Raw genomic sequence first — 12008 nt, forward strand, 5'->3', positions numbered from 1 at the left:
GAGCCGATCAGTCGGTGACGGGAAGCGTCTCGACGAAGGCCTGGATCCGGTCCGCCACAGCGACCGGCACCTGCCAGGCCGTGAAGTGCGCCCCGCGATCCAGTTCCGTCCAGCTCCGGATGTCGCTGTACGCCCGCGCCGCGTAGGAGCGCGGGAGTCCGCGTTCGCCCGTCTGCACGGCGACGGCCACGGGCACCTCGATCAGCGGGAGTTCGGGCTGCTTCGGGTGGTCGCGATACGGCCGGAACGATGATCCGATGCTCTGCGTGAACCAGTACAGCGAGACCGTGGTCAGCAGCTCGTCGTCGGTCCACCAGGTGCCGTCGCCCGCCCACGCGAGGAGCTTCTCCGCGATCCATGCGGCGAGGCCCACCGGTGAGTCGTTCAGGGCCGTCGCGAGGATCTCGGGCCTGGTGGCCTGCACCCGGGCGTAGGCGAGACCGCGAGCCCACTCCTGGTCGTGTCGATCGAGCCAGCCCTGCTCCTCGGCGGTGAGGTCGCGGGCTCGGGACGCCGCCGGGAAGGCGGCGTGGGTCGCGAACTGGCCGATCACCGATTCGGGATACAGCGCCGCGAGCCAGTCGCTCGTCGTCGACCCGACGTCCTCGCCGTAGGTGAGGTAGCTCACGTGCCCCAACACCTCGGTCATGAGCGCGTGCATCAGTTCGGCGACCACCGGACCGGTGAACGGCCGGTCCAAGAGCGGCGCCGAGAACCCGTACCCGGGCAGGGAGGGGACGACGACCTCGAAGCCGAGTGTCCGGCCGCCTCCGAGGTCGACCGTGCGTCCTGCGAGTTCCCTCGCCAGCGGCAGCATCTCGACGAAGGAGTACGGCCAACCGTGGAACGCGATCACCGGGACCGTCACCGTGACGCCGCCCGACGCCGGTAGCCGCGCGACATGCAGCCGCTGCCCGTCGACCTCCACCTCGAACTGCGGCACCTCCTGGAGCTCGCGTTCGACGCGCCGCCAGTCGAAGCCGTCCCGCCAGTGGGCGACGAGTGCCCGCAACCGGTCGAGCGAGAGCGCGCTCTCCTCGGCCGCATCACCGATCGCGGCGGGGAGGCGAACCGTGTCGAGTCGCCGCCGCAGGTCCTCGAGGTCGGCATCGGGCACCTGGATCCGGAACGAACGCATGCGCTCGACGCTAGAGCAGAGGTCCGACAGGGGAGAACCATTCGCAGCGCAGGCGATTGATCAGCATGCCCTGATAGGATTTAGCTATAGCTAACGATAGGGGAGTCGGTGAGTACGCTGATTCGGGACACGATGAGCGCTGCGGGGACGAGCGGGGCCGAACTGGCTCGGCGCCTGCACGTCACCCCTGGGGCGATCTCACAGCTCCTGAGGTCTGAGGAGGACGCGACGATCAAGCTCGCGTCGCTCGAGCGGGCACTGCGCGCCCTGGGCAAGGACATCGTCATCAATGCGGTCGACTCGTCATCACCCGCCGCTCGGTTCTCGCCCGCCGGCGTCTCGAAGGCCATGAGCGACGCACTCATCGAGGGAGATCGCACGTTTGCCCTCCGTCTGCTGACGCAAGCGGTGCAGAAGGTCACGGTCGAGCCCGGCCTTGCGGCTGACCCGCTGTTCGGCAGGCCTCCACAGGAACTCCCGGACACCGGATGGGACACCCTGTTCAGAGCCCATTACGGTCGAGCACTGCCTGATGCGCTCACTTCACGATGGCCCGAGCCGACGCCGCTGCCCGAGCCATGGTTCGTCTCCCAGTTCGACAGCCTGCGGGAGCGTGCGCGCACCCGCTCGCCGGAGCACTTGCGGCGCCTCAACATCTTCATCGACGAACAGAGCCTGAGCCGCGCGTGAGCCATGAACAGCAGTTGGATCCAGGTTTCATCCGCCAGCTGATGCGGGAGCTCGAGGGCGCTTTGACCGAGCGGACGTATGTACGTGGTCGGAGGGGCGGCACTGGCTATGCAGTACCCGGACGATCACGACATACGTGTGACGACCGATGTCGACGCGGTCTTCTGGCCGGACACTGAAGTACGGGAAGAAGCAGCGAGGCTGGCGGAGCGTTATTCGCTTTCGCCGACATGGTTGAACTCGAATGCGAGGCCGTTCATCCCCGACGGCCGAGGAGTCGTCAGAGCACACGCTGAAGGCTTCGTCGTCGCTCTTGCAGATCCGAAGGTGCTCGTCGCGATGAAGCTCATGACCGCGGCAACACGTGCGGCAGGCAGATCGACGCCGCCAGACCGGACCTCCTCACGAATCGGAAGAAGCAGATCGCCGTCAGGCACCGGGTCCGTCGCCAGGCGGGCGTGCAGCTCGACATCGAAACGATCGGCGCCGTACGCGAGCTTCTGCCGTTCGATGCCCTCAGGAAGGAAGCCGGCCCGTATCGCGACCCCGCAGGACGCAGGGTTGTTCACCCGATGACCCAGTTCCAAGCGGAACAGCCCCTCGCGGAATGCGTGATCGGCGACCGTCCTGACCGCTCGCGTCGCGAAACCGCCGCCGCGCGCTCGTGATCAGCCAGTAGGACAGCCACCCGGTGGCGTGCCGCCGAATTGCGGAGCCAGGTCGACGTTCTCGACGGAGGCGACTTGGAGGGACTGCGCGTCGTCGGCGTCCCACAGACGCAAGAACGTGTCGACCATGCGTCCAGTCTGGCAGCCGCTGCGCTTCAACCCAGTGTGCGCATCCAGACCCGGAGGTCGGCGAGGGCCGTGAGGGCGACAGTGGCGTGATCGGCGTCGGGGTAGACGCGTGAGGTCACCGAGGCGCCGGCCTGTTTCTGCGCAGCGACGTAGGCGGCGGTCACGGCAGGCCGGATGAGCGTGTCCTTCGATCCCTGCGCGACGAACAGCGGCACGGTGATCCGCTCGGTCGGCGTGTTCTCCCGCAGGAGGTCACTCCACACGGGGGCCGTCGCCGGGTCCTCGGTCAGGAACGAGCCGATCATCGGGTCGGCGATGTCGTGCAGCTGCTGGTTCTCGCCGAGGAGACACAGCTTCGCCATAGCGGGCACGGCCGCCACTCCGGCCGGAGAGAGGATGGTGCTGAGCGGCTCCGCAGGGAGTCGGTCTGCATAGGCCTCGGCGTAGGCGTTGAAGGCGTAAGTCCCGATCGTGACACCGGAGACGTCGCGGATGTCGTCCTCGAGGAGCGCCGCCAGGTCGCTCGCCGGAGCCGCGACCGCGACGCCCCGCACGTCGAGGTCCGGCGCATAGGTGGCGGCACGCTGCGCCGCGAACAGGGCGGCGTGTCCACCCTGCGAGTGCCCCCACAGCACGACGCGGTCGCTCGCGTCGATGCCCTCGACGTGCTGCGCGGCACGGGCGATGTCGAGGACGTTCGCCGCCTCGGTCGCGCCGATGAGGAACGACGCCGGGCCGGGGATCCCCATACCCGCGTAGTCGGTGGCGACGACGACGTTGCCGTCCGCGAGGAGGTCGGTGAGCCCCTCGATGAGCGCGAACGGCGCGACACCGCTCGACGGCGCACAGTGCGGTGCGGTGCCGGTCGTCGGGTGCGCCCAGGACACGACCGTTCGGCTCCCGGCCGCCGACGGTCCGCTCGGTGCGACGATCAGGCCGGAGACGAGGATGTCGGCGCCGTCGACATCGGTCGAGTGGTAGACGACCCGCAGCGCCGTGGCACCGTCCGGCGCGCCGACGACGGGCTCACTCCGCACGATCGTCCCCGGCGTCGCGGAGGTCGACGCCGGTGTGGGCGTAGCCGACCCGTAGAAGCCCTCCACCGAGGACTCGACCGCCGCCCCCTCCCCCACGCGGACGCCGAAGTCGAGCAGCCGCGCGACGGCAGGTGCCGCCACGATGAACGCCACCAACGCGGCGACGCCGATGATCCGTCCGACCACCCGACGACGGGACGTGGGCACGTGCTCAGCCGGTGCGCCGTCGTACGCAGTGCCGATCCCGGAGTCACGTCGCGCCGCCATGATCGACACGGTAGACCGCGGATCGCTTGGCCGCTACACCGAAAGTGGACTGATGACACCGCCCGGCCTGGCGCGTACCATCGTCCACACCGGGACTTCCCTCCCCGGTCGTGGCCCAGACCCCGCCGCCGCTTGAGCCGGCACCCGAATGTCTGGATCGCCGCGGCGGGGCTGGGACCATGCATCGGAGCTCTCATAGCCATCTTCCGAACAAGCCGCGCATTCCGTCGGGAGAGCGGGGTGAAGCGCGTAACATCGTCACTACCGGGCTCCCTCGCCCGGGTGTGGCCCAGACCCCGCCGCCGCTTGAGCCGGCACTCGGGTGCCTGGACCGCGGCGGCGGGGCTGGGTCTGCGGTCAAGCAGATGCAGCGGCAGCTTTCGAGCGCTCCGCCAAGCGGCCGTTCGCGGCCGTCGCAGCCGAGGTCATGCGCGTCAGGAAGGCGATGACGACTCTCGCCTCCTCAGGCGCGGTCTCATGCAGGGTGCGCGCGATCTCCGCGCCGGAGAACGCGAGGAACCGATCGCTCGCGCGACGCGCCCCCTCCGTCGGACGCAGACCGACCCGGCGCCGATCGACCGTGTCACGATGACGGGTCACATGCCCGGCGGCCTCCAACCTGTCGATCAGCACGGAAGTGGCCCCCGACGTGAGGCCGAGGTGGCGCGACAACAGCGCCGGTGACATCGGCTCCCCAGCCTGCTCCGCCCAGACGATCCGCCCGAGCGCGTTCGCATCCGACACAGGCAGATGCATCCACGTCGACAGATGGCGATTGAGCTCGTCGAAGGCGACGGCCCAATCCCGCAACCCCTGCATCATGGCCACCTCGCGGTCGGCCCACGCCCCGTCCACGGGGTCGATGTCATCCATACATTTACCTTTACTGTGTAGTATCTTGACTGTAAAGCAATCACGTCGACCGGTCGAACAGCGATCGGTCACACACGACAGAGAGATCAGCGATGACCGTACCGCATGCAATCATCTCGGGGGCCAGCATCGCGGGGCTCTCGGCCGCCTGGTGGCTCCACCGGACCGGCTGGGCCGTGACCGTCGTCGAGCGCGCGCCCTCCTTCCGCGACGGCGGGCAGAACGTGGATGTCCGCGGTGTCGCTCGGGACGTCCTGGACCGTATGGGCCTCATGGACGCGGTGAAGGCCGCCAACACCACCGAGACGGGAGCAGTGCTCGTCGACCGGAACGGGAAAGTCACCGCAGAGCTGCCCTCCGACGGGGTCGACGGCGCGACAGCCGAACTCGAGGTGCTGCGCGGCGACCTAGCGCGCACCATCCTCGACTCCTTGCCGACCGGAGTGGAGTTCTGCTTCGGCGAGTCCATCGAGCATCTGGACGGTGTCGACGCGGACACGGCGCAAGGCCGGCTCACGGCGACCACCACCACGGGACGAGTGCTGGACGCAGACCTGCTCGTCATCGCCGAAGGGGTCCGATCGCGCACTCGCGACCGTCTCTTCTCCAAGCCGGGGGAAGTGGACGCCCGGGACCTCGGCGTGACGATGGCATTCGGCACGATCCCGCGCACCCCTTCCGACGACGACCGATGGCGCTGGTACAACGCGATCGGCGGCCGTCAGGTGCACCTGCGACCCGACCCGTACGGCACGACTCGCGCAATCCTCGCGTACGCCGGCCGAGACGATCTGGCCGGCCTCGAGCGGGGCGCCGTGCAGGCGCGTCTCCGCGAGCGATACGCGGACGCAGGCTGGCAGTCCGAACGCGTCCTGGACGGGTTCGCCTCGTCCGAGGACGTCTACGTCGACGAGCTGACGCAGATCCGGATGCCCAGCTGGCACCGAGGTCGCGTCTGCGTCATCGGAGACGCCGCCTGGTGCGTCACTCCGATGGGCGGCGGTGGCGCCTCCCTGGCGGTGACGAGCGGATACGTCCTCGCGGCGTCGCTGTCGAAGGTCGGCGGGCCGACTGACCCGCTCGATCGCCGCGACCTGAACACGGCACTCGCCGCGTTCGACGAGTGGATGCGCCCCTTGGTCGACCAGATCCAGAACATCCCCAAAGGCATCGTCAACTTCGCCTACCCGCAGACCCGTCTGGGACTGACAGTGCGACGTGTCGCCGACCGTGTCCTGACGTCCGCCTTGCTGAGGCCACTCACGGCCAAGCTCACGCGCATCGCCGACAGCGACCGGGCGTTGCCGGCGATCGCCGAACGATGAGCGGCCGGAACGCGGGCCCCCGATGACGAGACGGGGTCAGCCGCGGTAGTGGGCCGCCAGGCGCTCGAGACCCTCGTCGATCGAGACCGCCGGCGTCCAGTGCAAAGCCGCGCGGGTCTGTCGCTGGTCGAACCAGTGCGCGGTCGACAGCTGCTCCGCGAGGAAGCGCGTCATCGGCGGCTCATCGGCGCCGGGGCGGATGCTCCACAGGCGCTCGACGAGCCCACCGGCAGCTCGCGCGACGCCGGCGGGGACACTGAAGGCGGGCGGCTTCACGCCGGCAGCACGGCAGATGCCCGCGAGCAGCTCGCCGACCGGACGCGGCTCCCCGTTCGTCACCACGAACGCCCGACCGTGTGCCGTCTCCGCGTGTTCGAGTGCCGCGGCGATGGCTGACGCCGCGTTCGCGACGTACGTGCTGTCGATGAGGGCGGTGCCGTCGTCGAGCAGGGGCAGGCGGCCTCGGCGCGCGCGATCCACGATGCGCTCGACGAGCTGCGGGTCACCCGGACCCCAGACGAGATGCGGCCGCACGACGACGACCGCGAAGCCGCGGCGGTCCCGCGCGAGGACGAGCAGCTCGCCCTGCGCCTTCGTGCGCGCGTACTCACCGCGAGCCGCGCCCGGATCGGCCGGTTCCGCACCCACACCCACGAGCGCCGAGCCACCGTGCGCGACGGACGGCGAGGAGATGTGGACGAACCGCGAGACGCCTGCGGTCTCGGCCGCGTCGAGGACGACCTCGGCCCCGGCGACGTTGACGCGTTCGAACTCCGCCGGGTCACCCGCCAACGAGACCTTCGCGGCCAGATGCACGACCGCGTCGACACCGTCCATCGCCGACTCGACGACGGCTGCGTCGGTGATGGATCCGCGCACCTCTTCGACGTCGGTGAGTGCCGACGGTCCACGCTGCAACACCCGGACGCGATGTCCGCCACGGAGCAGCTCGAGGGCGACCTCGCGGCCGAGCATGCCGCTCGCACCGGTGACGAGGACGGTCACGGGGTGCTCAGCCGTTCACCGGCCAGGATGCCTTCCGCCCACACCGACAGGCGGGTGCGGTCGATCTTGGAGTTGTGGCGGATGTCGGTCGGCAGCTCGGGGACCACGAAGACGGCGACGAGCGGCTGCGGCGAGGCGTCGCGCACCCGTGCTGCGAGCTGGGCCTCGGCGAGCTGGACCCGCTTCGTGCCCGTGGTCGTCTCGACGATCGCGACGCACTGGCGGAGGCCCTCGGGACCGACGCCCACGACAGCGGCGCGGCGGACGAGCGGCACCGTCTCGATCGCCTGCTCAGGTCCGACCGGAGCGATCGGTCCGTCCTGGGCCGCGATCACGTGCGGCAGACGGCCCTCGATCCACAGGCGGCCGTCGGCGTCGAGATGCCCGACGTCGCCGGTGCGGTGCCAGCGTCCGTCCTCGGCGACGTCGCGGACGGCGGCCCGGTCGGTCAGCCAGAGCCGGTCGTACTGCGACTTGAGGTGCTCGGCCGAGATGATGACCTCGCCGAGGCGGTCCGCGTCCTGCGTCGGCGCACCGGTCGCGCGTCCGGCCTCGTCGAGCGGGCTGATGCGCACGTCGACGCCGCCGATGGGCGTCCCGACGCACACCCCCGTGTGCTCGGTGTCCTCGTCGGGCAGCGTGTCGAGGGTGATGTCCGAGACGAGCAGACACTCGGTCATGCCGTACACCGCGTGTGCGGACGCATTGGGCAGGACACCCACGAGTGCCGTGAGGAGCTGGCGGCTGACGGGTGCGCCCGTCGAGAGCACGGTCCTGACACCCTGGAGCGCCTGTCGGTCCCCTGCGTCGAGCGCATCGGCGGTCGCGACCACGTTCAGGATGGCGGCCGGCGAGAGGAAGACGATGTCGGCGTCCGTCTCGGCCACGGCCGCAGCGACCGCTCGAGCGGTGAGTGTCCGGGGCGCCGAGATGTCCATCTCCGGCGTCGAGGAACGGGCTCCGAGCGCCGGGCCGAGCAGCGCGAACGGCGCGAACCCGGTGACGAGCCCCGAGTCGGCGGTGATCGAGAAGTGCTCCGAGAGGACGTCGCGCAACGACGACAGCTGAGCGTGGGTGTACTTCACGCCCTTCGCCGGACCGGTCGATCCCGAGGTGTAGAGGATCGCCGCGAGGTCGGTCGGGCCGGGTTCGCCGGGCAGCTCAGGCGTTGCACGGGCGTCGAGCAGATCCTTGAGGCTGTGCGAGACACCGAGAGCCGTCGCGGTCGCGCCGGGGAGGCGGGCCGCGGAGATCTTCACACCCGGCCAGCCGAGCGCACGAGCGGCGGCGAGGCCCTTGGTCTCGCCGATGACGTAGGCGGGCCACGCGCCTCGGACCGCACGGTGGAGGCCCTTGACGCCGAGACCGGCGTCGGCGACGACCACGACCGCGCCGATGCGCAGGCAGGCGTAGATCACGGCGGTGAGCGTCGCGCCGGGCGTGACGAGCAGGGACACGCGGTCGCCGCGCCGGACGCCGATGCGGTGCAAGCCGGCGGCCAATCGCGTCACGCGGTCGTCGAGCTGCTTCCAGCTGACGCGACGGGCCGCACCCGAACCGCGCTGTTCGACGATCGCATCGCTGTCGTCGGTGCGTCGCTCGTCCAACCGCCGCCAGAGCGGTTCGAAGTCGGGCTGCTCGGTCGCAGCGGCAGCGGACTCCACAGGCGTCGCTTCGACCGGCACGCCCTGCGGCAGGCTGTCGTCGAGCCACGTGAGCAACGACTCGGCGACCGGGGCGTCCTCGATGACGAGGTGACCCGCGCCGGCGAAGCGGTGGACCTCGGCGTGCGGGAGGCGGTCGGCGAGGTCGTCGAGGTAGCGGTCGCTGAAGATCGGGTCTCGCGGACCCCACAGCATGAGCGCAGGGACGCGGAGCTGGGCGACGTCGTCGGCGAGGCGCTCGAGGCGCGGGAAGCTGACATGCTCCGGAGTCGCCGGGATGTCGGCGACGAACGCGCCGATGCCGCGGCGTCGCGCAGGAGCGGAGTAGGGGCTGCGGTACGCGTCGCGGACGTCGCGATCGAGCGGCGGGGACGCGAGCGACAGCGTTGTGTCGAGGAAGGCGGTCGTCTGCACCGAACCTGCACCGAGCATGCCGCGAGCGCCGGCGAGCCGCAGTGGCGCGGGGATCGGGGTGCCCTCCGGGTGGTGCACGGCCGTGTTGAGCAGCATCGACCCGACGAGGAGCTCAGGATGCTCGGTGGCCCAGCCGAGGGAGATGACGCCGCCCCAGTCGTGACCGAGGGTGACGACGGGACCGGTGAGGCCGAGTGCGTCGGAGAAGGCTGCGAGGTCGGCGATCCGCTGTTCGAGGGTACGGGTGACCTCGGTCCGCTCTGACCAGCCCATCTCGAGCTGGTCGACGGCGACGACGCGCCAGGCGGTACCGCCGGCGTCGGCCTGCTCGACGGACCGGGTGACGAGCGAGCGCCAGAGGTACGACCAGGTCGGGTTGCCGTGGACGGCGAGGACGGTGCCGACCGGCTCGACACCGGCTTCGCTGAGCGCCTCGGCGGTGTCGAGGTAGTGCCAGTTCCTCGTCACGCCGTCGTCCGCCAGCCGACCGGGGACGTCGATGCGATGTGAGTACCGCGCGGGGAGGCCGGGCAGACCGGCGGCGCGCACACCCATGGTCCGCAGGCCGACGTTCGCGGCGACCGTACCCGCTACCACGCGAGTTCCATGAGGCCGGTGTTCAACCCCGAGCCGACGCCCATGAGGAGGACGCGGTCGCCCTTGTTCAGGGTCGACTGCTGGTCGGCGAGGGTGATCGGGATGGAGGCCGGTCCGACGTTGCCGAGGTAGGGATAGGTGACCGGTACGCGACTGCGGTCGAGCGAGGCGGCCTTCACCATGGAGTCCGTGTGGATGGACGACACCTGGTGGGTGATGTAGCGGTCCATCTTCGACCACCGCCACGAGTCGCCGGCGGCTTCCTTCCACGCGGAGACGACGAGGTCGAGCCCGCCCTTGAGGAGTGCTCGGGCATCGGTGAACATGCCGTCGACGCTGCCGACGCAGAGGTGGTTGAACTCCGTCGCCGCGCGGGTGACGCCGCCGAGGATGCGGTGCCCCTCGGGGTGGCGGTCGGCCGGCCCGATGACGGCGGCGGCGGCCCCGGAGCCGAGGGTGAGGGAGGCGAACTCGCTCATGAAGTCGTCGCGGTCGATGGTGCTGCCACTGAGGCGCTCGATGGTGTTGGCGTGCACCTCGCTCGCGTCCTCGCCGTTGACGATGAGTGCGTACTCGATCTGGCCGGACTCGATCATCGCGGCCGCCATGGTCATGCCGGTCACGAAGCCGAGACAGGCGTTGGCGATGTCGAAGTTGATGGCCGAGCTCGGCAGGCCGAGGCCGTCGTGGATGCGGACGGCGACGGAGGGCTCGAGGTGCTGCCTCGTCACCGAGGTGTTGATCATGAGCCCGATCTGGGAGGGCGAGATGCCGGCCTCGGCGAGCGCTCGGCGACCGGCCGACACCGTGGCGTCGTCCGAGTTCTCGCCGGGTCCCCAGTGGCGTCGCTCGACCACACCGGCGACGCGTCGCAGGATGCCCTTCGGGAGGCGGGCGCGTTTCATCGCACCCGCGAGACCTTCTTCGATCTCGACCGAGGTCACCACTGCGGACGGCAGCGTGCTCGCCACCGACAACATGGCCACATTGTCGAATCGGGTAGTTGCGTTTCCGGTCACGATTCCTCCGTGCCTCTGACCAGGCAGTCTTGACCGCCAGCGTCTGACGGTACTCCTCTACCCTGAACGTGGACGAATCGTGTCCCCGTTGTTGACAGCGGGTACCCAGCCCGACAGCGCCACCGCGAACTGTCCACAAGCATGTTCGCCACGGGATGGGCCTGTTACAATTGTCCTAACAGTTCCCCCCGGGGATCCTGCAGTGTCCTTCAGCGGATGCCGGGATCGGTCGGGGGGCCTTTTTGTATCGGTCGGGGGCCATTGTCGACGCGCGCGGCGGGCGGGGGTAAGCGCTCACTTTCGATCTCTGAGCAAGTCGGGTTGCTCGAAGCCCGGGGACTCGTCGACGAGGCGGGCCATCTCCCCCGCGCGCTCATGACACACGGCTACTTCCGGCTCTCTGGGTACTGGCGGTATTTCCAGATCGATCCGAGTGCAGGGAGGAACGCATTCCTTCATGGAACGGAGTTCTTGGAGGTCCTCGACATCTACCGCCTCGACGCTGAGCTTCGGAACCTCCTGCTCGAAGGCATCTCCGAGGTCGAAGTGGCGCTCCGGGCGTCCCTGATCGCAAATCTGTGTACACCGGGCGGCTTGGGGGCCGAGTATCTCCAGGAGACGACCTACTCGGACAGAGTCGATGCCAGAGGGAGAAGCCATCGAGCGAAACTGCTCTCAGACATTCGCGACGACATCGCGCGGTCGAAGGAGCGTCACGTCAGGCATCATCGCGCGACGGGAGACGGTTCGGTGCCGCTCTGGGTCGCGACCGAGGCGATGTCGTTCGGGACGCTGTCCCGGATGTTCGGGCTTCTCGCCGACCGGGAGACCCAGCGGCGGGTGGCGAAGCGCTTCGGTTACGACGACGGGCTCTTCTCTTCGGCCTCGTCCAACCTTCGTGCGGTCGCCGTATTCAGGAACGTGTGCGCGCACCACAGCCGCATCTGGAACCGGCCTGTCCAACAGGATCAGCCACGATTGTTCTCCGGAGCGTTTGCGCCTGGAGTCAGGCCTCGCGACTTCGTCGGCGCACCGTGGGGCGTCATCTCCGTCCTCGGGCACATGGTCATGCAGGTCCGCAACGACACCACGTTCGCGGACGCGGTTCACCGCTTGGTGACGAGCAACTCCTTGTACTGGCAGGGGGTCTCGGATCCCAGCGACGCGTGACCATCCCGTGCG

11 protein-coding genes are annotated in these 12008 nt (G+C 69.5%); 3 read left to right on the forward strand and 8 right to left on the reverse strand.

All coding sequences use genetic code 11. From position 1 onward, the window contains the following. Positions 1-7: 7 nt before the first annotated feature. Positions 8-1138, reverse strand: coding sequence for an epoxide hydrolase (locus RWN05_RS01475; protein WP_314138029.1), 1131 nt, complete (start codon positions 1136-1138; stop codon positions 8-10). A gap of 108 nt (positions 1139-1246) precedes the next feature. Here RWN05_RS01475 and RWN05_RS01480 point away from each other — a divergent pair, with 108 nt between their 5' ends. Then, on the forward strand, positions 1247-1828 hold the full coding sequence (locus RWN05_RS01480) for a helix-turn-helix transcriptional regulator (protein ID WP_314138031.1): 582 nt from the start codon (positions 1247-1249) through the stop codon (positions 1826-1828). Positions 1829-2040: 212 nt separating this feature from the next. On the opposite strand, the gene RWN05_RS01485 is transcribed toward RWN05_RS01480, so the two are convergent. The 4 genes from RWN05_RS01485 to RWN05_RS01500 form a co-directional block, all read right to left on the reverse strand. Next, entirely contained in the window at positions 2041-2397 is a 357-nt protein-coding gene (locus RWN05_RS01485; protein WP_314138033.1) for a hypothetical protein, read from the reverse strand. Between the two features lie 99 nt (positions 2398-2496). Further along, on the reverse strand, positions 2497-2625 hold the full coding sequence (locus RWN05_RS01490) for a hypothetical protein (protein WP_276207405.1): 129 nt from the start codon (positions 2623-2625) through the stop codon (positions 2497-2499). A 26-nt stretch (positions 2626-2651) separates the two neighbouring features. Next, positions 2652-3929 (reverse strand): alpha/beta fold hydrolase, encoded by a 1278-nt coding sequence (locus tag RWN05_RS01495; protein ID WP_314138034.1) that lies wholly within the window; start codon positions 3927-3929, stop codon positions 2652-2654. A 357-nt stretch (positions 3930-4286) separates the two neighbouring features. Beyond that, on the reverse strand, positions 4287-4802 hold the full coding sequence (locus RWN05_RS01500; protein ID WP_314138035.1) for a MarR family winged helix-turn-helix transcriptional regulator: 516 nt from the start codon (positions 4800-4802) through the stop codon (positions 4287-4289). A 92-nt stretch (positions 4803-4894) separates the two neighbouring features. On the opposite strand from RWN05_RS01500, the gene RWN05_RS01505 reads away from it, so the two are divergent. Continuing rightward, the gene (locus RWN05_RS01505) at positions 4895-6127 is read left to right on the forward strand and encodes an FAD-dependent monooxygenase (protein WP_314138037.1); all 1233 of its coding nucleotides are present in this window, start codon (positions 4895-4897) and stop codon (positions 6125-6127) included. Positions 6128-6163: 36 nt separating this feature from the next. Here RWN05_RS01505 and RWN05_RS01510 read toward each other — a convergent pair whose 3' ends face one another. From RWN05_RS01510 to RWN05_RS01520, 3 genes are read right to left on the reverse strand one after another with little or no spacing between them, the layout of a single operon-like run. Continuing rightward, complete coding sequence (locus RWN05_RS01510; RefSeq protein WP_314138039.1) at positions 6164-7132, reverse strand: NAD-dependent epimerase/dehydratase family protein; 969 nt, start codon at positions 7130-7132, stop codon at positions 6164-6166. Next, entirely contained in the window at positions 7129-9807 is a 2679-nt protein-coding gene (locus RWN05_RS01515; protein ID WP_314138040.1) for an alpha/beta fold hydrolase, read from the reverse strand. The genes RWN05_RS01510 and RWN05_RS01515 overlap by 4 nt, the downstream gene beginning before the upstream one ends. Continuing rightward, positions 9801-10787, reverse strand: coding sequence for a 3-oxoacyl-ACP synthase III (locus tag RWN05_RS01520; protein ID WP_064295813.1), 987 nt, complete (start codon positions 10785-10787; stop codon positions 9801-9803). The genes RWN05_RS01515 and RWN05_RS01520 overlap by 7 nt, the downstream gene beginning before the upstream one ends. Before the next feature lie 360 nt (positions 10788-11147). Between RWN05_RS01520 and RWN05_RS01525 the strand changes: the two genes are divergently transcribed. Next, on the forward strand, positions 11148-11996 hold the full coding sequence (locus RWN05_RS01525; RefSeq protein ID WP_314138043.1) for an Abi family protein: 849 nt from the start codon (positions 11148-11150) through the stop codon (positions 11994-11996). Positions 11997-12008: the final 12 nt, after the last annotated feature.

It is taken from the genome of uncultured Plantibacter sp. (assembly GCF_963518075.1).
Classification (GTDB): Bacteria; Actinomycetota; Actinomycetes; order Actinomycetales; family Microbacteriaceae; genus Plantibacter; species Plantibacter flavus_A.

What these genes read in the sequence shown, in the direction of transcription:
- RWN05_RS01505 (WP_314138037.1), top strand. Translation starts at nt 4,895, where the DNA reads ATGACCGTACCGCATGCAATCATCTCGGGGGCCAGCATCGCGGGGCTC.
- RWN05_RS01490 (WP_276207405.1), bottom strand. Translation starts at nt 2,625, where the DNA reads ATGGTCGACACGTTCTTGCGTCTGTGGGACGCCGACGACGCGCAGTCC.
- RWN05_RS01500 (WP_314138035.1), bottom strand. Translation starts at nt 4,802, where the DNA reads ATGGATGACATCGACCCCGTGGACGGGGCGTGGGCCGACCGCGAGGTG.
- RWN05_RS01520 (WP_064295813.1), bottom strand. Translation starts at nt 10,787, where the DNA reads ATGTTGTCGGTGGCGAGCACGCTGCCGTCCGCAGTGGTGACCTCGGTC.
- RWN05_RS01495 (WP_314138034.1), bottom strand. Translation starts at nt 3,929, where the DNA reads ATGGCGGCGCGACGTGACTCCGGGATCGGCACTGCGTACGACGGCGCA.
- RWN05_RS01475 (WP_314138029.1), bottom strand. Translation starts at nt 1,138, where the DNA reads ATGCGTTCGTTCCGGATCCAGGTGCCCGATGCCGACCTCGAGGACCTG.